This window comes from Phaeodactylibacter xiamenensis (genome assembly GCF_000759025.1).
Classification (GTDB): Bacteria; Bacteroidota; Bacteroidia; order Chitinophagales; family Saprospiraceae; genus Phaeodactylibacter; species Phaeodactylibacter xiamenensis.
Genome location: NZ_JPOS01000012.1, coordinates 262,907 through 285,905 on the forward strand (window position 1 = coordinate 262,907; position 22,999 = coordinate 285,905).

The following is a 22,999-nucleotide window of genomic DNA, read 5'->3' on the forward strand; positions in this document are numbered from 1 at the left end:
CGGGCGAACACGTCTCCGCTCGCCTCAACCTTAACCTCAGCCTAGCTTACCCTCCCAATCCCGCAAACCCCATAAACGACAGCGACAAAATACCCGCTATCAAAAGGGTCAGGGCCGTACCTTTCACCACACCGGGCACCTCCGCAAATTCCAGCCGCTCCCGCAGGCCAGCGATCAGCACCAGCGCTAACGTAAACCCGGCACCGGCACCCAGCGCATAAACCAGGCTTTCCACCATTCCGTACCCCTTTTGGGTTTGGAATAGCGCCAGGCCCAGAATCGCGCAATTGGTGGTGATGAGCGGCAGGAAGATACCCAGAGCGCGGAACAGCGCCGGGCTCATCTTGCGCACAAACATTTCCACCAGCTGTACCGTGGAGGCAATCACTACAATGAAGCTGATGAGCTGCAGAAACGGCGCACCCACGGCAATCAAAAACGCATTGATACCATACGCGCACACGGAGCTGATCAGCATCACAAAGGTCACCGCGCCCCCCATTTTCGTAGCCGTCTCGAGCTTGCCCGACACGCCCAGGAAGGGGCAGATGCCCAGGAAATACGCCAGTACAAAGTTGTTGATCAGGCTGGCGTTGATGAAGATGTACCACAGGGATTCCTCTTTCATGTCGTCGCTCGTTTTTGCTTCAGAATGTTAAAGAGCAGCAGCCAAATCGCCAGCGTGAAGAAGCCTCCCGCAGGAAGTATCATCACAATCCAGTTCTGGAAACCATCCGGGAAAAGGCCGAAGCCAAAGACGCTGCCACTACCGAGCACCTCCCGCACTACGCCTAAGCAAAGCAGGGCGAAAGTGAAGCCCACGCCCATACCCAGCGCATCAAGCATCGATTGCCCCACCGTATTCTTTGAAGCGAAGGCTTCCGCCCGGCTCAGGATGAGGCAGTTCACTACGATGAGTGAGATGAATGCGCCCAGGCTTTTGTGCAGCTCCACGCTGATGGCCATAATGGCATAGTCCGTAATCGTCACAAAGGTGGCGATGATGAGAATGTAGGAGGCGATGCGCACCTGTTTCGGTATGAAGTGGCGCAGGGAGGACACCAGCACATTCGACATCAGCAGTACAAAGGCCGTAGCCAGCCCCATCGCCAGGGCATTCATAGAAGTATTAGTCACAGCCAGCACCGGGCACATACCCAGCACCTGCACAAAGACCGGGTTGTCTTTCCACAAGCCGCGCAGGAAGGTATCCGCTGAAGGGCTGTCCTCCAGTGCCGCGAAAAATCCGGATTTGTCCGTAGGTTTATTCATGGCTTTGCGTTTGTGGATTGAATCGTTCTTTTGCTTCGTAGAGCCTGGGCACCCATTCGGCGGTGCTCGTGCTCAGCGCTTCGGTCACTGCCTTGGAGGAAATCGTAGCACCAGTAATGCCGTCCACTTCCCAGGCGTTCTGCTTTTCGCCGCTTTTGGCATAAGTAATCTCGTTCTTCAGGCTGTTGCCATCTGCTGCGACCGCCACCGACAGGGCTTCAAAATTGGCCAGGAAGGCAGGGTCTTTCTCAATTTTATCGCCCAGCCCAGGCGTCTCTTTGTTCTCCAGCACGTAGAAACCAACCAGGGCTTCCTGCGCAGGGTCATAGCCGTACAGCACACGGATTTCACCGGCATATCCCAGCCCTACGGCAGGCAGTGCAAAGCCGGTCAGGGTGCCGCTTTCGCTAAAACCGGCGTAGACGCGCTGCCCCTCGGCTTCGGTGCCTTTCAGGGGCGAGAAGGCGTTGCCACCCCAGTAGTAACCAGCGGTGGTCACGGTGCCGGGCAGGACTTTGAAAATCGCCTGCTCCAGAGCTTCTGCTTTATTTTTTGCGATAATGGGCTTGGTGCCCTCGTACGTCAGCACGATGAGCAGGGCGCACATCAGGCCGATGCCGACCATGGCGAACAGCATCTTGTTGCTGTTGCCGGTAGCCGCTTTTTGCTCGGGTGCTATCGTCATCGTCTCGCTCATACGGCTTTGGCTTTTTTATGGGTTCCGTAAACGCGGTTTTGCAGGGCGCTGTCAATATGAGGTGATACGGCATTAGCCAGCAGGATAGCGTACATCACGCCTTCCGGCAAACCGCCCCATAGCCGGATGACCACCACCAGCAGCCCAATCAGCACACCATAGACCACCACGCCTTTTGCGGTAAGCGGGGAGGCGACCATATCGGTGGCCATGAAGACGGCCCCCAGCATCAATCCGCCGGAAAACAGCATAAAAACGGGTGAAGGGTAAGCTTCGGCATCTACCCAGTGCATAATGCCGCTGAGCACATAGACCGTCAGCAGGATGGAGACCGGGATGCGCCAGTTCATCATATTGCGGGCGATGAGGTAGATACCGCCCAGCACAATCAGCAGGGCGCAGGTCTCCCCGGCCGAGCCGCTGACCAGCCCGAGGGCGAGGTCCGCTGAATCTGCCGCCACTCCGTCAAATTTGAAGGCCGACAATGGTGTCGCGCCGGAAACCGCATCGTAAGTGGGCTCCATAAAGGGCAGTGCCAAAGTGGAACCCGCAATATCCGTAAAGCGCCCTTCCAGAAAAGCGGGATGCCAGGTGGTAATCGCTGCCGGGAAAGCCGCTTGCAGTACCGCACGCCCGACCAGCGCCGGATTGAAAGTGTTGTACCCCAATCCGCCGAAGGCAAATTTGCCGAGGGCAATCGCAATTACACTGCCCACAAAAGCCATCCACAGCGGGAAAGCAGGGGGCAGGGTCAGGCCCAAAAGCAAACCGGTGATCGCTGCTGACCAATCGTTGACCGTGCTTTCCTTGCCCGACCAGCGGCAAAGCAGGTGCTCGGTCAGGATTGCTGCCACCACAGAGGTGACGAGCAACAGGAATACGCTCAGCCCAAAGGCGTAGACCGCAAAAGCCGAGGTAGGCAGCATGGCCCACACCACGTTGCGCATGATGTCGTCCGTACTGACGCCCAGCTTGAGGTGGGGAGAGGTGCTGATATGTAGGGTCTGCTTAAACATTCGCTACTTCCTTTTTGGCCGCCGCCCGCTTGCGGACCACGCCCTTCGACATTCGGAAATACTGTACCAGCGGAATATTGGACGGGCAGACATAGGAGCAGGAGCCACATTCAAAGCAGTCCATCAGGTTATGATCGGCTGCCATCTCGTCGTAGGCTTCAAACTTCGCCAGTATGCCCATCTGTGACGGGTTGAGGGAAATCGGACAGGCATCTACACAAGCCCCGCACTTAATGCAGGGGTAGACCTTGTCCGCCCGGTGCACTTCATTATCCGTAAAGGCCAAAATACCGGAAGTCCCCTTGGTGATGGAAATATCCAGGTTGGACACCGCCATGCCCATCATCGGGCCACCGAGGTAGACCTCGCTCAGGTTGTCCGCTACGCCGACTTCTTCCAGTACGAAGCGCAGGGGCGTCCCAACGGGAATGAGGTAATTGCCTTTCTTTTTTACGCCCGGCCCGGTGATGGTTACCACCCGTTCCTGTATACCGCGCCCCTGGGGCAAAAGCCGCCCGATCTCAGCCGTAGTCGCTACATTCACCACTACTGCACCGACATCAATCGGCAATCCGCCCGAGGGCACTTCCCTGCCCATGACCGAGGTAATGAGCATCTTCTCGGAGCCCTGCGGGTACTTGACCGGCACCACTTCCACCGTTACGGGCAGCCCTTCCGGGATATTCCGGGACAGGTGCTCCGCGGCGTCTTTTTTGTTGGCTTCTATGCCAATGATGGCGCGTGGCGCACCGGTAGCTTTCAGCAGGTAGCGGATGCCCATGAAGATATCCTCCGCCTGCTCCAGCATGACGCGGTGGTCGGTGGTGAGGTAAGGCTCACATTCGATGCCGTTGAGCAGCAGTACTTCACACTGCTTGCCTTCCGGCACCTTCAGCTTGACGTGGGTAGGGAAGGCCGCCCCGCCGAGGCCTACAATACCGGCATTCTGAATGCCTTGCAGGATGTCCTCCGGCGTAGCGGCCTCCCAGTCGAGCCCGTCGCTTTCCAGCACTTCCTGCCCGGAGGCAGGGAAGGCTTCCAGGTAAATCCCCAGGGACATTTCCCCTTTTGCCGTAGGCACGTTCGCGATCTTGCGCACCCGGCCGGAGACCGGCGCGTGCAGCGGTACCGAAACGTAGCCACCGGCTTCCGCCAGGAGCTGCCCGCGCATCACTTCCTGCCCTTCCCGAACTATGATTTTGGAAGGGGCTCCGATGTGCTGCGCAAGGGGCAATACAAGCAGCGGCGCAAAGGCGAACTGCCGGATGGGCAGGCCATTGGTCTCGCTCTTGTGCTCCGGCGGGTGGATGCCGTGGCGAAAGGTACTATTTCTAAAATTAAACAGCCCCATTAGTTATACTTTTCGCCTCGCTTGATCCATTTCTCCTGTCCTTCCGGATTGGCGGGCAGACCGGGGTGGATGACCTGCGCGGTGCATTTCTCGGCTGCTTTCACCAGGTCCTCGTAGGAACCGGCATTGGGATCCTTAATCTCAGCTTGGTTATTGCTGTTGTAAGCAAATACCTTCGAGTTGATCTTGATGCACTCGTCACACGCCGTGCACTCCTCGGATTCTATCCAGGGCCCTTGTCCTGTGGCGGTCGCTACAGCGGTCTCTGCTTCTGCTGAGCTGCCATTGGTAGCAGGTGCTGCATCAAAGTTGAGGGCAGCAGCATCTACGCCCAGCTCATCGAAGTTGCCGCCGGCAGCCATCTTCATAAGCCCTTTGGCGATATTGCTGACCACCTCGTTGCGGATCTTGCCCTCCAGGTCTTCCGGAGTAGCTTCCACCTCTTCCTTCACACCGGCGATGGCACGCAGCATGATCCAGAAGTCGCGGCGTTCCTCGCAGGAATCCACAATGGTTTCTGCCACGAGCACCCGGGTGAGGTGCTGCTTTTGGTCGACCGTCCAGATGAACGGGAATTTGCCTTCCCGCTCTTCGGGACTCATTTCGAGGAAATCGGTCAGGACGACCATATTGTCGTTCCAGGCTTCGCGCGGCACTTTACGGAAGTGTTTGCGGAAGCGTGCCTCAGTGAGGGCAAAGTCGGCGAAAGTCATCGCCACTTCCAGGCTCTTCTCACGGCCATTTTCCAGGTACTTGAGCTGATAGGTTGGCCAGTTGCTGTGCAGGTCCGGGTTGCCGCTGAGGTCGAATGCCTCTTCTGGCTTCACACCCATTTCAGGATTGTACCTGAATACCGGATAAGCCCGGGATTCTACCGCCAGCTTCGCCTGATGCGCACCGAGGTCATCGGCTACGCCGTGCTCCGGCTGACAGGTGGTGTACAGGTTGAACAAGGCCGGGCGCTTCGCCATCAGGCCATCGATGAAACCTTCGATCATATGGCTCGTGTTCGCCAGGGTGGCCTGCATCACGTAGGTGTTGCGATGCGCCATAGCGATCAGCCCGATTTCCTTGCGCGGCTCCGGCTTGCCTTTCCAGACTTTGCCATACTGCGCCATATCGGATACCTGGCCGATGAAGCCCGAAGTACAAGCCTGACCTCCGGTATTGGAGTACACCTGCGTATCCACTACGATGACTTTGATCGGCTTACCGGAAGCCATCAGGCGGGAGAGGTTTTGGAAGCCGATGTCGTACATGGCACCATCACCGCCCAGAGCGACTACCGGTGGGCACAACAGCCATTCCTCATCGGTAAACTGTTTCCAGTTGAAGTAAGTGAGGAAGGAATCGTGCTCGCTCGGGTCGTATTTGCCATCGAGCATCAGCTCGGCTTTGCGGATGGTTTTGAAGCCCTCTGCCATTTTGGCCATGTGCCCCTCGAAAACGCCCATCGCCATTGACGGGGAATCCTGGAAGAGGTGGTTGGCCCATGGGAATGGGTAGGGGTTATACGGGTAAGTACTGCCCCAAACGGAGGTACAGCCGGTGGAATTGAGCATGCCCATATTGGTACGCCCCTTGCCGGTCAGGCCATCTGTGTATTTCCACTTGAGGTTCTTCAGTTTGGCGAGCAGTTGGGAGACTTCGCGCAGCCATTCCTGATCGATCGGCTGAGTGCCTTTTTCGGACTCAAAACGGCTGGCGATACCAGATACGGTAAGGTCACCACTGCTCATTTCGGAGACAATCTTCGTCATCAGGTCGGCATCGCTCACATTCACCGTGCTGAACAGCTTCTGCTGAATGTGCTGCTCCAGGCGGTTGATGAGCTCCGTCAGGCGGGTCACGTGCTGCCTGATACGCGGCTGCATGAGCGCCTCTACGGTAGCAGTAAAGATGTGTACAACTGACTTTTCAGAACAGCCCAGGCAGGCGCCATCGCCACTTGCGAAGTTTTGGTAGGCCTCCTTGTTGAGGAGGAGGGTCTCCAGCGGGCCGATCTTTTCTTCCAGATCGTCAATGCGGTTGTATTCTTCCGGCGTGTTGGGCAGATCGGTCCAGAGGTCCCAGTTCTGCCGCAGGGTGGCTACGGAGTCTTCGGTCTGTGTGATGGGGCGCAGGGCGTCGTCATCGCAGACTTCAATACATTCCATACAGCCCTTGCAGGTGGTCGGGTTCAGGGTAATGCTGAACAGGCCGCCGCTGCCGGCTTGCTGCTTTTCTTTTACATCGTAGTACGGGCGGGTGAGCGCAAACTGGAAGTCGCCCAGTTCCTCGAGGAACCAGTCAAATTCCTGCGCCATGCCGTTGGTGTTGCCGCTTTCGCGAACAGTCTTGTCGACCACCTCGCGGATCATGGTGTTGACCTTTGCCCGGTCATCACCTTCGTTGAATAAGGCGCGGATTTCCGGCTCCATCTGACGGACTGCTTTCGGCAGGTAGTTGAGCTTGCCGTGGTTGTTTTTCACGCGCTGCACAACGGTGTCGAGTACATCGGACAGTTTGGAAACCAATCCTGGCAGTGCCGTGTCCGGACAGATGGTGTAGCATTTGCCACAGGCGGTACAGTTCTCGGCAATCCATTCCGGATGGTTGAAGCGGATGCCGGTCATATCGCGGAACAAAGAGGAGGCCGCAGGCATCACACTCAACCCGATAAACGGATCGGTGAGGTTGTCATTGCCACTGCCCTGCTGATAGAAATTACCGGTCTGTTCCCAGAAACGGTGGATATCGCTCAGCCTGGACTTACTCTGTGGTGTATCCTTGAGCATAGCAGGAAGCGGGATCGGCTTGACAGCATTGGCTTTGGCATCGTGCCCGGCGCCAACGACCTTGTCAGTGACCTCGCCTACTTCGTCAAAGCCACGGCGTACCACACGCATATTGTCATCTACTACGCGCTGCCCTTTGCTGCCAAATTTCGACTGCACCTGATCCTCGATGGCCTGCAGCAGGCTCTCCTCGGTCAGATTCGCTTTCTCCTTGAGGGGAGAAGCAGCGAAGAAGGCGCCCTGGAAAGCGATACCCTGCATGCGGAGTTGCAGTTCGGGATCGGTTGCTTCCTCGCGGGCAATCTTGAAGCCGTCGATATAGAACAGGCGAATGCCATTATCCACGATGATCTTCTGATACGGCTTGGGGATATCGGCCCAGACTTCCGCCGGGCTGTTTTTGTCGCTCTGTATAATAAAGGTGCCGCCTTTCTTCAGGCCCGCCAGTGCGTTGGTGTGCTTGAAGACGTTGGGGTCAGGTGAAAGCACTACGTCCACGTATACATACTCACAGTTGACACGGATGGGCTCCGGAGCAGCAGACAGGTAGTAAGTCGTCGGCTGTCCTTTCTTTTCAGAACCGTACTTGGGGTTGGCTTTGATGTCATACCCGAGCAAGTCGAACAGGGTCATCGCCAGGTTCTTACCTGTGGTAATCGCGCCCCAGCCACCGATGGAGTGGAAACGGACCGTCACGGCGCCTTCCGGCATGAGGTTTGGGTTTTCAGAACCCCGTACCGACAGTTCTTTTACATGCGGGTAGGCTTCCTGAATGGACTCCTGATAGGCCCGCTGTTTAGGCGTATAAGGTACATCGCGGATGAAGTCGATAGACAGGTAAAACTGCTTTTTCTTTTTGCCCGTAGGCAGCATATTCTCTACCGCGCCGATGATGCCCTCCGGCTGCAGGTCGCGGCTACCCATACCAAAGGAACCGGAGTACAGGGGCGGCATATCGCCCGGTCGGTACGCTTCCAGTTCCGGATAGGGGCGGTTATCCTTGTAGTTGCCATTTTCCAGGCACTTGGTCAGGCTCGCGCGTACTTCCCGCATGAGCGGCAGGTCCGCGGCCAGCGGCTGATCGAGGCGCTCAAGGATAGCAACGCCCTTCTTACCTTTTAGAATTTTGCCCAGCAGATCAGCCGGGAAGGGGCGGAACATGACGAGGTCGACCACGCCGACCTTCAGGCCGCGGGTTTCACGCAGGTAGTCGGCTACGACTTCAGCACTTGGCACCACGCTGCCCTGCCCGAGGATAAGGTAATCGGCATCTTCCACCTTATACGTCATTACGCGCTCGTAGCGGCGGCCGGTGAGCTTGTAGTACTCGTCCATAGCCTGCTCGGTGAGCTGCTTAATGTGATCGAAGAAGAAGGGGCGCTGTGCGGCAACGGACTGCATGTAGCTGTCCTGATTCTGCACGATGCCCGCCATAACAGGATTATCCACATCCCAAAGCTCGGGTATGCGGCGGCGGGTGTCCCCGTAAATGATGCGTTGGGCTTCGGTCGGCGTCTTGATGATGTCATCGGGCCGGCCGAGGTATTCTTTGATGAGCTCGCGCTCGGGAAGCGTCATGGACTCGATGAGGTGGGTGGTCAGGAAGCCGTCCTGCGCCACGATACCCGGTGTAAGTGCCAGCTCCGCGATGCGGTGCGCGATGATATTGAGGTCCGCTACGTGCTGCGCCTTTTTGGCAAACAGCTGAAAGAAGCCGGTATCGTCCACGGCGTGGTAATCGTCGTGGCCCGCGTGTACGTTAAGGGTGGATTTGGTCATCGCCCGTGCGCCGATATTCAGCACATAGGTCAGACGCTTGCCCACTGCAGCATAGAGGGATTCGTGCATATAGGCGATGCCCTGCCCGGAGGAGAAATTGGCGGCACGGAGCCCAGTCATAGACAGGCCGGCGGTTACTGCAGCAGCAGCGTGTTCGCCTTCCGGCTCGATAAAAATAAGAGGCCGGTCGGAGATATTGAGGTGGCCCTTTGCGGCCGCATCAGCCCAATACTCGCCCATTTGAGTGGAAGGGGTAATCGGATAGGCACCGGCAGCGTCGGAGGATTCCCGCTCGCACATAATGGCAGCGGTGTTCCCGTCCATTGCTACCCGAGTGCCCGGATACTTGGCGGGCTCGGTTTGCTTCTTCATGGTGGATTTTTTTAGTAGGCGGGCGCCTCATCAATAGCGATGGCGCGGGTCTGTTTAGCAATACGCAGGCAATCAGCCACTTTTTTGACATCCATACAGTAGGCTTCATCCTCTGCATCGTGCTTGCAACCGATATCGGAAATGTCGATCAGGTTGAACCGGCCGTCGATATCGCGGCACTTATCCAGGAGACCTGCCATGGTCACGGGCTCGGGGAGCTCGCTACCATGTTTTTGCAGGTAGGAAGACAGGTAGTTAATAATGGATTGGCGGGAGTTGAAGCAGACGGCATGGGTGGCAACGTCTTCTTCTGCCCGTTCAATTTCGTGGCTGGCGAATTCAAGGAGCTGGTCAGCTTCCTGAATGAGTAGATCGGCATTTTGCTGGCGCATGGCACTAGGTTTTAATTAAATTGGTGCCCTAAAATTCCTGGTTTGCAGTTGGTTTTTAAATGAATATTGTCAGTGAAGGGGAGTGATCATTGTCACTTTGCCCGGGTTTACGAGCGTGCTGTTGTACCTTTGAGCCACTATAAACGACAAGAAAATGGACGCTATTCTATCTGCCATTGGGCAGTACCATCCGGTTACACAAGCCTTATTGGCCACCTTATTTACCTGGGGCGTCACGGCCCTGGGCGCAGCGGTGGTATTCTTTTTCCGTGAAATCCGGCAGGAGGTGCTGGATGCCATGTTAGGCTTTGCGGCAGGGGTCATGATTGCCGCCAGTTTCTGGTCACTGCTGGCTCCGGCCATTGACCTGAGCGAGCGGATAAGCACCCTGCCCGGCTGGTTGCCGGCGGCACTGGGCTTTATGGGCGGTGGGCTGTTTATGGCGGGGGTAGACAAGGTACTGCCCCACCTGCACCCGGGCCTAAAAATGGAAGAAGCTGAGGGGGTATCGACCAACTGGAGAAGAAGCGTGCTCTTGGTGCTCGCCATCACCCTGCACAATATACCCGAAGGGCTGGCGGTGGGTGTTGCCTTTGGCGCAGTAGCCCACGGGCTACCGGCCGCTTCCATCGGGGCGGCAGTAGCACTGGCGGTGGGCATAGGGCTGCAGAATTTCCCGGAAGGGACAGCGGTATCTGTGCCGCTGCGGCGGGAGGGCTTTAGCCGGCGGCGGGCCTTTTGGTACGGTCAAATGTCAGGGGCTGTAGAGCCCATAGCGGGTGTACTTGGCGCCTGGGCGGTAATGACCATGCAGCCCATACTGCCCTACGCACTGAGCTTCGCAGCAGGAGCAATGATTTTTGTAGTCGTGGAAGAACTGATCCCGGAATCCCAGCAAGCCGGCAACACCGACCTGGCCACTATTGCCACGCTGGCGGGATTTACCCTGATGATGAGCTTGGATGTAGCGCTGGGATGATAATTGATGTTTTGTGACCATTCGCACTGAATCCTGTCCTTGACTGCGTTAGCTTACCTAAAATTTCACTTATGTTCATCGCAATTGCTACGGACGGACAGGGGCATATCCCCAGGCAACATTTTGGAGAAGCCAGCCACTTCGAGATTATTGAACTCAAAGACGGGATCGTCACGCCCTTTAAGACTATATCAAACGTTCAGCAACACCATAGTGGGCACGGGCAACACGGCGCGCACCACGGATCAGGGGGTAAGGCCAAAGAAATTATCAGACAGTTGAAGTCCAATGGGGTGAGCCTGCTTGCCGGTCAGCAGTTTGGGCCCAATATCAAAAAAATATGTGCGCACTTCGGCACATTCCTGACTACCACACCCTATGTCCAGGAGCTACAAACATTGATGGAAGCGAACGCTGCCCGCCTTGAAGGACAAATGCTGGAACCCAAAGATGGTTGCTACCCTCTTTTTCGGATAAAATCAGGAACAATAGCTATTCAGCATCTCAAAGGTTTGGTCTAGCCCTTGACCGAAGTCGAAGTAAAAGACCTGCAAGGACAGGCCCCTGATTCATCTCTATCGTCCGATAGCACCGGCTACATTAATGTATATAGTTTCGATTAGCCTCTGCTACTCCCAAAACTTCCACCAGGCTCCGCCTTTAACCTCGGCCTGTGCATCTTCCGGCAACAATGGGCGCAGCCGCTTCAGTATAGCTCCCTTGGACACCACACCGGTACTGCGGTCGACCACTTCCCCATCCTTAAAGTACAGAATCGTGGGCAGGCTGCGGACCTGATACTGCTTGACCAGTTTCTGATTCTTTTCGGCATCGAGCTTGACGAAGCGGGCGTTGTCACCGGCTTCTTCAGCGGCGGCAGCAAAATTGGGGGACAGGGCATGGCAGGGGCCACACCAATCCGCCCAGACATCAACGACAACGGGCGTTTCGGCATTCAGGACCAGAGGGCGGAAGGTTTTACGGTTGACTTGTCGTGGCATAATCGTTCTACATTTTGGGCAAAGGTAAAAGGGCCCGAAAAGAGTTTCAGTGATAAATGCCACTTTGGCTTTTGAGAACAGGTGATGTTCCTTATTTTGGGAAAAAACCAGATAAATGCCCAGGCAAAAACTACCGGACGAACTCAAAGCCGCGATTTCTAAAATGCCCGACAAGGAAAAAGACAAACTGCTCTTCCGCCTTATCGCCAAGGAGGAAGCCTTGGTCAACCGCCTGACCTTCGAGCTGCTGGAAGGGGCTGGCAGCCGGGAGGAGAGACGCAGCGAACTCGCCATCAGCATCGAGCGGGATGTGACCTACGCCATCCGGGCTTTCTACTCGCCGGGCTTTTTGCTGCTCGACCTGCGCGCCATCAGCGGTGACATCAACCGGCATGTGAAGGCCACCAAAGACAAGTACGGGGAGATCGAGCTCAACCTGCTGATGCTCAATCTGGCACTGGAGGGCATAGACGGACTGCTCGATCAGTTCCCGGCGGCCAAGGCGCGCACCTTCTCCAATTATGTGGTCAAACGGGCCCTGAAACTGCAAAAGCTGTTGTCGAAAATGCACGATGATATCCGCCTCGATTTTGAAGGTGAAATGGAGCGCCTTGGGCAGTTCATCCGCAACAGCAGCTACCTCAAGAAAACGGCAGAACGGGAGGGGCTGGAGTGGCGGGAGTTGTAAATATCCAATGCTATGAAAGAAGGACAGAAACGCTGGACCCGGGAAGAGCTTATCCTCACCTTTAACCTGTATTGCAAAACGCCTTTCGGCAAACTGCACAGCCGAAACCCAGAGGTTATCGAATTGGCAGCGCTGATCGGGCGGTCTCCCAATGCTGTAGCATTCAAACTGGTTAATTTTGCCAGCCTTGACCCCAGCCTCAAGAAAAGAGGTATAAAAGGGGCTTCCAACCATAGCAAGCTGGACAAACAAGTTTGGGACGCCTTCAATGACAACTGGGAAGAACTGGCTTTCGAAAGTGAGCAGTTGAGAGCTCAATTGTATGGGAAAGGACAGGGAGCCAACGACCTCGTTCAGGAACCCCGCATCACAGAAGGAAAAGAAGAACTACGCCTTGTAAAAGCCAGGGTCAATCAACAATTTTTTCGGTCTATGATCATGGCAGCCTATAACCAAACGTGCTGTATAACCGGTATTGGTATCCCTTCGCTCCTGATCGCCGGTCATATCCGGCCATGGGCAGAAGCCCCTAAACTCAGACTGAATCCACATAACGGGCTCGCTCTAAATACCCTTCACGATAAGGCTTTCGAACTTGGCCTGATTACCATTACGCCAGATTATAAGGTTAGGGTATCTCCCCAGTTGCCCACGGAGGAAGCCAGTACATTCTTCAGCCGGTACGAAGGGCAGCCAATCCGCCTTCCGCAACGTTTTTTACCTGATCCCGAACTCCTAAAATACCACAACGATGAGCGGTTCCTTCACTAAAATCGAAGTCCTGTACTTGTACCGGGATGCCGGTAATTACAAGATTTACGACAAGCGGGTTCTGCCCTGCAGCGGACAGTACACGATTGATGAAATGGAACGACGTCTGCGCGATGTACTGATTGATGAGGAATACTTTCTGCCCAGGGCACTGGGAATCTCCCAGTTAGATTTCGGCTACTACGATGCTGAACTGGACCACGATTGGTTAGAGTTCATTGGGCTTTGCCGTACTGATCAGGAGGTAGATACTGATTTAGACTTCTTCAGCTTTGTGGAAAACATGAAACAGTTGAAGCAGGAGGTGCTTCCATAACTTACTCAAAGTCTTCTTTTATTTTACTCGCAATAATCTGCGCCAGCCGTACCGGCACTGCATTGCCGATCATTTTGTAGGCTGCGCCGAGGTTCTTGTAGTAAAAGATGAAGTCGTCCGGGAAGGTTTGGACGCGGGCTACTTCGCAGAAGCTCAGACATAGAAGTTTGTAGAGAATAAACTTTCAGGAGTGCTTATAAGGTTAATATCAAACTTAAACGAAGGCTCAATTCTTGAGCTGGCATTATGGATCCGAAAACTCATTTGCCAGCCATTGCTCATCGTCAGTTCCAATGTTGATTTAGACCCTTTTTTCAAACTAAGGTCGATAATCCTGTCTGGTAAATTAAGTTTAGGTATTCTTGCAGATGGCTTTCTGTAGGGAGAAGGCAAATTCAATGTTCCTTGCAAATTAAAAGCCTGAATAGTAATCATCCCTTTTGTCTTGATCACTTTATAAAAGTCTTGTTTACCAATGAGATATCCAACTAACTTAGCGGCAACAACACCTTTATTCTGTACATCAAGCCGGAGCAACTCATCTTTAAAGTGCTCCAAAATGGGCAAATAAAAATCTCGTTGTATATTTTCGAGCTCACTCCACTTTGTCTCTGGACCATTGTTCTTCAGCTTTTTAAGCTCAGAGAAAATTGGCTCTATGTTTTCGAAGTAGTTATCTGACACCGGTAAATCAAGCCATGATGCTCCAAAATCAATAGATTGAGATAGGCGAGGATGCTTCACTGCTTTGTGGTTATTCTTTGCAGAAATACCGATAACCCACTTTTTTAAAGAAGACTGGATTAAAATGTCCCTAACATCTCCTTTTTGCCCTCTACCATCTGAAGCCAGTGATAAATTAATTGAGCTATCCCCTTTCTGATAAAAAAGCATAGGCTCTACATCGGGGAAAAAAGATACTGCTGTTTTAGCTGCAGTGTCAAAAGCTTGCCGGTCAGATTTGGGGAACTCAGAATAGTATTGCATAGCATAAGAAAGGCTCTTATCATCCACTACGTTGACGTTCATTTTATTATCGCGCAGAAGATCATAGAAAGCATTGAGCAATGCAAATTCAAAAGCTTTGCCTGACTTTACCTGACTGGCCATGAGAATACCTTAGGCATTAATGAAGCTTTTAGAGCTTTCCTGTTTCGAAAAATTAACTTGACCGGTTACCTTACCTGATTCAGAAAATAAGTCTTTCCTGATCCTTGATGCAAGAGCCTCTCCTAATTTTACAGGAACTGCATTGCCAATCATTTTGTAGCCTGCTGCTACATTCTTATATTTAAAAATAAAGTCATCAGGAAAGGTCTGTATCCTTGCGCATTCCCTGACACTTAAGCGACGATACAGATGCTCAAAACCCGGAATGAATCTCCTGACATCTCTTTCAACCAGTTCCATCTTAGGGGCCTGCGGGTGCAAAGGCGCATGCCGGCCCCCCGCCTGAATGGTGAAAGACACTTCGTCCCAACTCCTTACGCGGTTACGAGACATATATATACTCGAAAAGCCACCAGTGAAATACTCGTGATTGGGAACTTTGCAGGCCATATTTTTATAGTTACCTTCTCCTGCAGGAACTACATTGTCTTTTAAATCCCAGATTGCATCTTCAAGTGTTAGTTGGGTTTGATGAGGCATAGGGAACTCAAATTTTTTCCCTAAATCTCTCCTGTAGCCAATAAAAAAAACCCGCTTACGGTCTTGCGGAACGGAATAATCCGATGCATTTAGCATTTTGAAACTTAGCTCATACCCAATACCTGCATTCCGAAACATTCCTTTTATGTTCTCCAGTGCCTGACGGTGACGTGGCACTAACATTCCTGAAACATTTTCCGCAAGAAAAAATTTGGGTTGCTTAGCCTCAAGAATTCTAATAAAATCAAAGAATAACTGCCCACGCTTATCATCTATACCCCTTAAAGCTCCGGCGGCACTCCAACTTTGGCAAGGCGGTCCGCCAATGATTCCGTCGCACTCTGGTACTTCTTCTTCTTTAATCTGAGTAATGCTTCTTCTATCCAACTCTGTCTGAGGATGATTGGCTTCATAGGTGCCCCAGATATCTTTATCATATTCATTAGCCCATATTACGTTGAAACCGGCATTTTCAAACCCCAGGTCTAACCCCCCTGCCCCTGCAAAAAAAGAAACTAGTTTCATATTGTATTGAGATTAGGTCTTTTCAAACAAAACTTTAATATAGTCTTTACAACGGGACTCTCAACCATCTAGTTGAAAAAAGTTATAAACATTAATGCTTTTTGGGGTGCATTTTGCTTCCATTGATAGTTTTCCACACCCATATGTGGAAAACTATTTTTTCAACCCCTTGTATTCAGAGGTTTACGGGACTTATCCACATTGTGTTGGTAATTATACGCTTGCGTTGCTTGATCGCTCAGCCGGAGCTCCGTATCTTGCCCGAACCAACGGTATTGCGTTCAATTCGAGCACCTATCAAATAATTTTAAGCGACAGATTAGCCATTCGATATTGAACAGGGAACCGGGTGAAAATCCCGGACAGTACCCGCTGCTGTGAGCCTCATTCATCAGGATTTGCCAGCAAGCCACTGCCTCCGGGCGGGAAGGCGGCAAAGCCGGGGCGAGTCAGAAGACCTGCCGTTGCCAACATACCATTCTTTAACTGCGAGTTTTCGGGAGTTAGGACAACGCAGTGCCACCGTTTTTGCCCGGGTAATGCCCGGATGCAGCCTGCCGGTGCGCGCTCCTGCCCTCCCCCACAGCTCGGTAATGCATTAGCTACATGAGCGCGATTTTCAAACCCAGACTAGCGTACAAGCCGTTCGAGTACCCGGAAGTGCTCGACTTTATCAACACCATCAATCAGACCTTCTGGGTGCACTCGGAGGTCGATTTTACGGGTGACATACAGGATTTCAAAGTGGAGCTTACGGAAGCCGAGCGCAATGCCATCAAGCGGACGCTCCTGGCTATTGCTCAGGTGGAGGTGGATGTGAAGTCCTTTTGGGGCAATCTCTATCAGCACCTGCCCAAGCCTGAGTTCAACGGGCTGGGCAGTACCTTCGCGGAGTGCGAGTTCCGCCATTCTGAAGCCTACGCCCAACTGCTGACTGTACTGGGCCTGGCGGATGAATTCGAGTCTGCCCTGCAGTCTTCTGTCCTTAGCGACCGTATTGCTTTTCTGCGCGATCGCCGGGCAGCTGCACAACTCGACTCTCCGGAGCAGTCCTTCGGGCTTAACCTCATCCTCTTTTCCATTTTGGTGGAAAATGTATCGCTCTTCAGTCAGTTTGCCACCGTGCTGTCGTTCACCCACTTCAAAGGCCTGCTGAAGAATACGAGCAACATCATCGCCTGGACGAGCAAGGACGAGCAGCTCCACGCCAATGCCGGCATTTACATCTTCAACAAAATCGTGGAGGAAAACCCGGGCTGGCTGACCGACAAGTACCAAAAGGTCATCTACGAGACCGCCCACGCCGCCATTCAGCAGGAGGAGCGCATTCTCAACTGGATTTTCGAGATGGGCGAACTGGAGCACGTCTCCAAGTCGGACCTGCTCAACTTCATGAAGCACCGCATCAATACGAGCCTGAAGCAGATTGGGCTGCAGGACATTTTCGACATCAACGAATCTCAACTCCGCCGCATGAGCTGGTTTGAAGAGGAAATCTACGCCAACACCCTGGACGATTTCTTCGCCAAGCGCCCGGTAGAGTATTCCAAGCATAATCAGTCGTTCACTGCCGACGACCTTTTCTAAATACCCAAAAAACACGCATTGACCATGACCAAGACCATTTATAACAATACCAAGCCCTACCACTGGGTAACGCCTGAGACTGAAACCGTACTGCAGCGGGGCTACCTGCTGCCCGGCGAGACGCCACAGGATGCGGTGCGCCGGGTGACCACCGCCGCTGCTAACCGCCTGGACCGCCCGGACCTGCAGCCAAAATTTGAGGCGCTCGTGGCCAACGGCTGGATGTCGCTGTCTTCACCCGTTTGGGCCAATATGGGCACCGACCGCGGCCTGCCGATCAGCTGCTTCGGCTCCTACGTGGAGGACAGCATGGACGGTATCACCAAGACCCTGTCCGAGTGCATTATGATGACCAAATTCGGGGGCGGCACCTCGGCCTACTTTGGGCACCTGCGCGAGCGGGGCGCAGGTATCCGCAACAACGGCAAGTCTTCCGGGCCGGTTTCCTTCCTGAAGATGTTTGATGCCATGATCGATACCGTGAGTCAGGGCAATGTGCGCCGCGGGGCTTTCGCTGCCTACCTGGATATCGAGCATCCGGATGTGAATGAGTTCCTCAAGATCAAAGACATCGGCAACGCCATTCAGAATATCTTTTTTGGCGTGACCGTGACCAACCAATGGATGGAAGAAATGGTGGCCGGCGACAAAGAGAAGCGAGCCACCTGGGCAAAGGTACTGCACAGCCGTCAGGAGAAAGGCCTACCGTACATCATGTTCAGCGACAACGTCAACGACAACGCGGCGGATGTCTACCGCGACAAAGGCATGCGCATCTACAACTCCAACCTCTGCTCGGAGATCGCCCTGCCGGTGAAGGAAGATGAGAGCTTCGTCTGCTGCCTGTCGTCCATGAACCTCGAGTACTACGAAGACTGGAAAGATACCGACGCGGTGCAGACCGCTATATGGTTCCTTGATGCGGTGATGGAAGAGTTTGTACAAAAGTCTGCCAATCAGCCCTACATGGAGCGTACGCACAACTTTGCGAAGCGCCACCGTGCCCTGGGCCTGGGTGTCATGGGCTACCACGCTTACCTGCAGAAGAACAACATCCCGTTTGAGAGCATGGAAGCCAAGCAATTCAACAGCAGCGCCCACGCCCACATCCGCCGGGAAGCCGAGCAGGGCAGCCGCGACCTGGCAGAAGCCTACGGCGAGCCAGAACTGCTCAAAGGCTATGGCCGCCGCAACACCACGCTGATGGCAGTAGCGCCCACCACCTCTTCCTCCTCTATTCTGGGGCAGACTTCACCAGGGATTGAGCCGTACAGCAGTAACTACTATAAAGTGGGCTTGTCGAAGGGCAACTTCATGCGTAAGAACAAGTTCCTGAAAGCCCTGCTACAGGAAAAAGACATGGACCGGGAGGAAATCTGGCAGTCCATCCTCCTCAAAAATGGCTCTGTGCAGCACCTCAACGGGCTGACCGAGCACGAAAAGGCTGTCTTCAAGACCTTCCGGGAAATCAATCCGCGGGAGATCATCATTCAGGCGGCCGCCCGCCAGAAATTCATCGATCAGTCGCAGTCGCTCAACCTCAACATCCCGCCACAAGTGCCGGTGAAAGAGGTCAATGCCCTGATGATCGAAGCCTGGAAGCTGGGCGTGAAGAGCCTGTACTATCAGCGCTCTTCCAGCGTGGCCCAGGAGATGGCGAATAAGTTTAAGGAGTGCGTGAGCTGCGCTTCGTAAGCTGAAGAATTAATTTGCTGATACAAAAGGATGGCCTCGCAGCGGTTGCTGCGGGGCTGTTTTTTTCGCCTGGCGCGCGCTCCGTCCGACGTAGTTTGAAACGGAGTCGGACCTTTCGCCGGGCGTACTGGACATGTGCGCATGAAAAGCACACCGGGTGAATGCCCCGGTACTTGCTCAGATTAGTGCACCCGGTGAGACTTCGCCCGGCGCGCGCTCCGTCCGACGTAGTTTGAAACGCCAATATACATCCGTATGGACTGGCCCGTCCATACGGACAAATATGGGAAGTCGGACCCTTCGCCGGGCGTACTGGACATGTGCGCATGAAAAGCACACCGGATGAATGCCCCGGCACTTTCCAGGGTTAGTGCACCCGGTGAGGCCATGATAAAGCAAGCAATCTAAGCCTTTCCTACAGATAGACACAAGACTTACAAAAAGACGTTGCTGGTGTAGAGCTTGAGCCAGGTACTTTCCAGGAGCTCTGCCCCAGCTTCCTTTAAACAATCCGTAAATTTCCCTAATTTTGGAAAAACACAGATTGAATGTACCAATTTCCCGAAACGAATAAATTCCGGGCACGAGAGGTGCTGGAGCTGGATTTTGATATCCGGGAACAGGATAGAGCAAGGGAGCTGTATGTGGAATTGGACGAAGCGCGCGGGGATGCCTACCGGGAAGAACTGCTCTATCTGCTCAGTATTGACGAAGACGAACTGAAAGCTGGCAGCGACCGGTACGTCAAAGTCATTTTCTCCGGGCACCGGGGCTGTGGTAAATCGCTGGAATTGTACCGCATCCATCAGTATCTCAATAATCCGGACCGGTACGTTTCCCTTTTCATTGATATGGAGCGGGAACTGGAAATTGCCCACTTTCAACCCGAGGATTTCTTTGTCACCATTATCGTCTGGCTTATTGACCTGGTGAAAGAGCAGGAGCTGGAGGTTGACCTCAAACCGCTCAATACGCTTGCCGAAGATTGGCTGAATGAGGACCACGAAGTCCGCAAGGAATGGAAAGAGGAACAAGGGGAAGCGGCCTCTGTAGAAGCCAAAGCCGGCCTGGGTTTCTGGGACTGGTTGTCTTTCAATGTGGGGATCAAATCTTTCTTTACCGGAACCTCCAAAATATCGCGCACCCTACGGCAGCAAATCCGCAAGGAGCCGCTTAAACTACAGGCGCAGCTGAACAGCCTCATTGAACAAGTCCGGAAGGAGGTTGTGCAAAAAGGTAAGGGCAGGGACTTGCTGCTGGTATTCGATGGGACAGAGAAAATCCGCTACGAAATCTATAAAAACTTATTTGTCCAGGACTCTTTCCTGATCCGGGAGCTCAAGGTCAACCTGATCTGTGCGGTGCCCATCAATGCCTTTTACGATATACAAACCGGAGTGACCTCTGATGCCTACGAACGGGTCGTCTTGCCCATGTTCAAGATCACGGATGATAATGCCCACCTATTCAAAGACATCATCAGCAAGCGGGTAGACCTGGAGGCTTTTTTTGCAGCAGAAGCGCTCGACATCATCGTCCACTACTCCGGAGGCTGCCCCCGGCAATTGCTGAAGATTGCGAGTACCGCTTTGCGCAAAGCACTGGGCAAAAAGGTGGAAAAGCAGCATGCCGAGGCCGCCATTCACTTGCTGGGGCAGGAAATGTTTGAGCGTCTGGAAAAAGCGCATGTGGAAATCATTCAGCAGCAAGCCTTCGAACACGCAGACGAAGACATCAAGGAACTATTGTTCTCCCTGGCTGTGTTGAAATACAATGGCAAGCGCAAAACCAACCCATTGCTTAACGAATTCATTCCTGCCGATGAGCGTTAAACCCCATACCTATCAAACCGCAGACTGGGACGAACTGGAATACGTCCTGAGCGAACGGCATAAGCCGGCCACCCTGGTCTGCAGTTTTGATACGCTCAGCACCAAAGAAAAGGCGATTGCTCAATTCAAAAGAACATTCCCGCAGTACACCCAGCACGAAATAGACACCACCGGCGAACAGGTCGTTTCGCTCTTCCGCTACCTTAATGAAAAGCTGCCCGCCCTGGCGAATGCCCAAAACGGCAACATCCAAACCCTCGTCCACCTCAGCGGCCTGGAATACAGCCTCATGGCTGAAGACCCGGCGGGCCCGGGCTTGTTGTTGCCGGAGCTGAACTTTGAGCGCGAGCTCGTTTTCCGTGACCTTCCAGTTGTTTTGGTGATCTGGGTCAATCATTACACCCTGAAGCGCCTGCAGAAGGAAGCCCCTGACTTCTGGGATTGGGTACAGTACCAATACCATTTCAGCAGCCCGCCGGAGCTGATAGACCGGGACCCGGTGGCTTACGATGGCCCTCTGCCGAGTAAGGGCTTCACCCCCGAGCGCCTGGCGCGGGTGGAAGAAATGGAAGCCCGCTACCAACGCCTTGACCAATCCGGCGACGACCGGGAGCAAACACTGCAAAACATAGCAAACCTGCTGGAAACCCTTGGGCGGGAATACCTGGAGATTTTTGAAGGGGAGAAGGCGGTTGCGTATTTCACGAGATTGCTGGCGGTGCGGGAGCGGTTGGGAGATAAGTTTGAATTGGCTGCCGCCTATTTTTATTTGGGAGAAGCCTACAGAATTGCCCGGCAAATGGTGCCCGCTGTGGCTGCCTACCAGAAAGCATTGAATGTTTTCCTCGAACTGGATCAGGCAAAAAATGCAGCCCTCTGCCACCACCGTACGGGAATGATTTATGCCGAATTTAGGTACTGGGATAGCGCACTGGAGCACTATCACAATGCCCTGACAAATACGAGCGAAACCGATGATTTACCCGGAGCTACGTACCACCAAATCGGGAGGATTTACGAAGAGCAACGGCAGTGGGGACAAGCACTGGAACACTACCACCAAGCCATCGAGTGGTTCGAGAAAACAAAGCAACACCATGAGCTAGGAGGCTCCTACCACCAAATCGGCCGGGTCTACGAAGCGCAACGGCAGTGGGAGCAAGCCCTCGAAAATTACCACAATGCCATCGAGTGGTTCGAGAAAACAAAGCAGAGCCACCAACTCGGCAGCTCCTACCACCATATCGGAATGGTCTACGAAGAACAACGGCAGTGGGATAAAGCACTGGAACATTACTACCAAGCTATTGATTGGGATGAAAAAACACAGCAACACCACCAACTCGGCATATCCTACCACCAACTCGGAAGGGTCTGCGAAGAACAACGGCAGTGGGGACAAGCACTGGAACATTACCACAAAGCCATCGAGTGGAATGAAAAAACACAGCAACAGCATCAACTTGGCATATCCTACCACCAACTCGGAATGGTCTACCAAAAGCAACAGCAGTGGGAGCAAGCACTCGAACATTACCACAAAGCCATCGGGTGGAAGGAAAAAACACAGCAACAGCATCAATTAGGCGCAAGCTATGCGTGCGCAGGTCTGGTTCACAAGGCGCAGGAAGATCACAAGACAGCCAGGCAGTACCTGGAAAAAGCCCTCCGCCTGGTCAAAAAGCACAATACCCCTTTCATCGGTGCGATAGAAGAAGTACTAAAGGAGCTTGATTAAAGCGCCCACTTGCCACTTCAAACCTACCGCCCTTCCCCCTCTTCTTTCAACAACATCAAAGGGCTGGCCATAAACCACTGCTCCCGGTCTTTGGTATAACCAAAGGTCGCGTGGGGCAGCAGGCCATTGAGGTATTTGGAGACGGCTTTGAGGTCATCGGTGGAGAGGCTGACGGAGATGTCGTCCCCATCGCGCAGCTTGAAGTAGAGGGTGCCGTTGCGCAGAAGCTGAAAGCCGAAGGGCAGTTGCTCGGTGACCACAGAGTAGACCCACACGATTTCTTTGGGGTGGAAGTGCAGGAGGATCATCAGGCGGCTGTTGGCGACGTTCCAGTTGCTGATCAGGTGAAAGCAGAAGCGCAAGCCGAGCACAGCACAAATCAGCCCGAATACCGATAGGATAATGCTCTTGGTAAAGAAAGCGTAGATGAAGACCAGCCCCAGCGCCAGCAAGGCCAAGGCACAGCCCACCTTGAGCCGGTGCTCCCGCCGGAGCCCGCTCAGGATACACTGCATAGCCGGATGCTGATCGGTCTGTTCTGCCTTCATCGTTTTTTAAGAC

Annotated in this window: 21 protein-coding genes, 1 pseudogene and 1 riboswitch; of the genes and pseudogenes, 9 read left to right on the top strand and 13 right to left on the bottom strand. The window is 53.6% G+C overall.

The features are described from left to right. Positions 1 to 46 precede the first annotated feature (46 nt). Genes IX84_RS04755 through IX84_RS04785 form a run of 7 tightly spaced genes read right to left on the bottom strand, consistent with a single transcriptional unit; the run spans position 47 to position 9,656 of the window. Positions 47 to 628 carry an electron transport complex protein RnfA gene (locus tag IX84_RS04755; RefSeq protein WP_044216964.1) on the bottom strand — a complete coding sequence of 194 codons (582 nt, stop codon included), beginning with the start codon at positions 626 to 628 and terminating at the stop codon, positions 47 to 49. Continuing rightward, complete coding sequence (gene rsxE / locus IX84_RS04760) at positions 625 to 1,272, bottom strand: electron transport complex subunit RsxE (protein ID WP_044216965.1); 648 nt, start codon at positions 1,270 to 1,272, stop codon at positions 625 to 627. The genes IX84_RS04755 and rsxE overlap by 4 nt, the downstream gene beginning before the upstream one ends. Beyond that, positions 1,265 to 1,969 (bottom strand): FMN-binding protein, encoded by a 705-nt coding sequence (locus tag IX84_RS04765; RefSeq protein WP_044216967.1) that lies wholly within the window; start codon positions 1,967 to 1,969, stop codon positions 1,265 to 1,267. The genes rsxE and IX84_RS04765 overlap by 8 nt, the downstream gene beginning before the upstream one ends. Next, positions 1,966 to 2,985 carry an RnfABCDGE type electron transport complex subunit D gene (locus IX84_RS04770; protein ID WP_044216968.1) on the bottom strand — a complete coding sequence of 340 codons (1,020 nt, stop codon included), beginning with the start codon at positions 2,983 to 2,985 and terminating at the stop codon, positions 1,966 to 1,968. Before IX84_RS04770 ends, IX84_RS04765 begins: the two co-directional genes overlap by 4 nt. Further along, positions 2,978 to 4,336 (bottom strand): electron transport complex subunit RsxC, encoded by a 1,359-nt coding sequence (gene rsxC, locus IX84_RS04775; protein ID WP_044216970.1) that lies wholly within the window; start codon positions 4,334 to 4,336, stop codon positions 2,978 to 2,980. Before rsxC ends, IX84_RS04770 begins: the two co-directional genes overlap by 8 nt. Continuing rightward, positions 4,336 to 9,264 carry a 2-oxoacid:acceptor oxidoreductase family protein gene (locus IX84_RS04780; RefSeq protein ID WP_044216973.1) on the bottom strand — a complete coding sequence of 1,643 codons (4,929 nt, stop codon included), beginning with the start codon at positions 9,262 to 9,264 and terminating at the stop codon, positions 4,336 to 4,338. The genes rsxC and IX84_RS04780 overlap by 1 nt, the downstream gene beginning before the upstream one ends. 11 nt (positions 9,265 to 9,275) lie before the next feature. Next, positions 9,276 to 9,656, bottom strand: coding sequence for a hypothetical protein (locus tag IX84_RS04785; RefSeq protein ID WP_044216976.1), 381 nt, complete (start codon positions 9,654 to 9,656; stop codon positions 9,276 to 9,278). Between the two features lie 154 nt (positions 9,657 to 9,810). Between IX84_RS04785 and IX84_RS04790 the strand changes: the two genes are divergently transcribed. Both IX84_RS04790 and IX84_RS04795 read left to right on the top strand, forming a co-directional pair. Next, positions 9,811 to 10,635: a ZIP family metal transporter gene (locus IX84_RS04790; RefSeq protein ID WP_044216979.1), complete on the top strand. Its 825-nt coding sequence runs from the start codon at positions 9,811 to 9,813 to the stop codon at positions 10,633 to 10,635. 71 nt (positions 10,636 to 10,706) lie between these two features. After that, positions 10,707 to 11,156 (top strand): NifB/NifX family molybdenum-iron cluster-binding protein, encoded by a 450-nt coding sequence (locus IX84_RS04795; RefSeq protein ID WP_044216981.1) that lies wholly within the window; start codon positions 10,707 to 10,709, stop codon positions 11,154 to 11,156. A 108-nt stretch (positions 11,157 to 11,264) separates the two neighbouring features. On the opposite strand, the gene trxA is transcribed toward IX84_RS04795, so the two are convergent. After that, a complete protein-coding gene (gene trxA, locus IX84_RS33280; RefSeq protein WP_044216983.1) occupies positions 11,265 to 11,636 on the bottom strand; it encodes a thioredoxin in 372 nt (123 codons plus the stop codon). Positions 11,637 to 11,751: 115 nt separating this feature from the next. Here trxA and IX84_RS04805 point away from each other — a divergent pair, with 115 nt between their 5' ends. From IX84_RS04805 to IX84_RS04815, 3 genes are read left to right on the top strand one after another with little or no spacing between them, the layout of a single operon-like run. Then, the gene (locus IX84_RS04805; protein WP_044216985.1) at positions 11,752 to 12,324 is read left to right on the top strand and encodes a hypothetical protein; all 573 of its coding nucleotides are present in this window, start codon (positions 11,752 to 11,754) and stop codon (positions 12,322 to 12,324) included. A 12-nt stretch (positions 12,325 to 12,336) separates the two neighbouring features. Next, positions 12,337 to 13,095: an HNH endonuclease gene (locus tag IX84_RS04810; RefSeq protein WP_044216987.1), complete on the top strand. Its 759-nt coding sequence runs from the start codon at positions 12,337 to 12,339 to the stop codon at positions 13,093 to 13,095. Further along, positions 13,076 to 13,411 carry a hypothetical protein gene (locus IX84_RS04815; protein ID WP_044216989.1) on the top strand — a complete coding sequence of 112 codons (336 nt, stop codon included), beginning with the start codon at positions 13,076 to 13,078 and terminating at the stop codon, positions 13,409 to 13,411. Before IX84_RS04810 ends, IX84_RS04815 begins: the two co-directional genes overlap by 20 nt. 1 nt (position 13,412) lies before the next feature. Here the strand turns inward: IX84_RS04815 and IX84_RS34480 are convergent. The 3 genes and pseudogenes from IX84_RS34480 to IX84_RS04825 all read right to left on the bottom strand — a co-directional run. Beyond that, positions 13,413 to 13,568, bottom strand: a pseudogene (locus tag IX84_RS34480) (DNA cytosine methyltransferase); the annotation flags it as partial. Then, positions 13,565 to 14,521 (bottom strand): HaeIII family restriction endonuclease, encoded by a 957-nt coding sequence (locus tag IX84_RS04820; protein WP_044216992.1) that lies wholly within the window; start codon positions 14,519 to 14,521, stop codon positions 13,565 to 13,567. The pseudogene IX84_RS34480 and the gene IX84_RS04820, both read right to left, overlap by 4 nt. Before the next feature lie 9 nt (positions 14,522 to 14,530). Then, positions 14,531 to 15,586, bottom strand: a complete 1,056-nt coding sequence (locus IX84_RS04825) for a DNA cytosine methyltransferase (RefSeq protein WP_044216994.1) — start codon at positions 15,584 to 15,586, stop codon at positions 14,531 to 14,533. A gap of 298 nt (positions 15,587 to 15,884) precedes the next feature. Next, positions 15,885 to 16,066: riboswitch (cobalamin riboswitch) on the top strand. Positions 16,067 to 16,192: 126 nt separating this feature from the next. Between IX84_RS04825 and IX84_RS04830 the strand changes: the two genes are divergently transcribed. Both IX84_RS04830 and IX84_RS04835 read left to right on the top strand, forming a co-directional pair. Then, complete coding sequence (locus IX84_RS04830; RefSeq protein WP_044216996.1) at positions 16,193 to 17,173, top strand: ribonucleotide-diphosphate reductase subunit beta; 981 nt, start codon at positions 16,193 to 16,195, stop codon at positions 17,171 to 17,173. Between the two features lie 24 nt (positions 17,174 to 17,197). Next, complete coding sequence (locus IX84_RS04835) at positions 17,198 to 18,868, top strand: ribonucleoside-diphosphate reductase subunit alpha (protein WP_044216998.1); 1,671 nt, start codon at positions 17,198 to 17,200, stop codon at positions 18,866 to 18,868. 182 nt (positions 18,869 to 19,050) lie between these two features. Here the strand turns inward: IX84_RS04835 and IX84_RS32805 are convergent, their stop codons facing one another. Then, a complete protein-coding gene (locus IX84_RS32805; RefSeq protein WP_152604914.1) occupies positions 19,051 to 19,257 on the bottom strand; it encodes a hypothetical protein in 207 nt (68 codons plus the stop codon). A 159-nt stretch (positions 19,258 to 19,416) separates the two neighbouring features. Between IX84_RS32805 and IX84_RS04840 the strand changes: the two genes are divergently transcribed. Together IX84_RS04840 and IX84_RS04845 are read left to right on the top strand one after the other, a co-directional pair. Beyond that, on the top strand, positions 19,417 to 20,700 hold the full coding sequence (locus tag IX84_RS04840; RefSeq protein ID WP_044217000.1) for a hypothetical protein: 1,284 nt from the start codon (positions 19,417 to 19,419) through the stop codon (positions 20,698 to 20,700). Next, positions 20,690 to 22,438, top strand: coding sequence for a tetratricopeptide repeat protein (locus IX84_RS04845; RefSeq protein WP_044217002.1), 1,749 nt, complete (start codon positions 20,690 to 20,692; stop codon positions 22,436 to 22,438). The genes IX84_RS04840 and IX84_RS04845 overlap by 11 nt, the downstream gene beginning before the upstream one ends. 23 nt (positions 22,439 to 22,461) lie before the next feature. Here IX84_RS04845 and IX84_RS04850 read toward each other — a convergent pair whose 3' ends face one another. Continuing rightward, positions 22,462 to 22,986 carry a hypothetical protein gene (locus tag IX84_RS04850; RefSeq protein WP_044217004.1) on the bottom strand — a complete coding sequence of 175 codons (525 nt, stop codon included), beginning with the start codon at positions 22,984 to 22,986 and terminating at the stop codon, positions 22,462 to 22,464. Positions 22,987 to 22,999 lie beyond the last annotated feature (13 nt).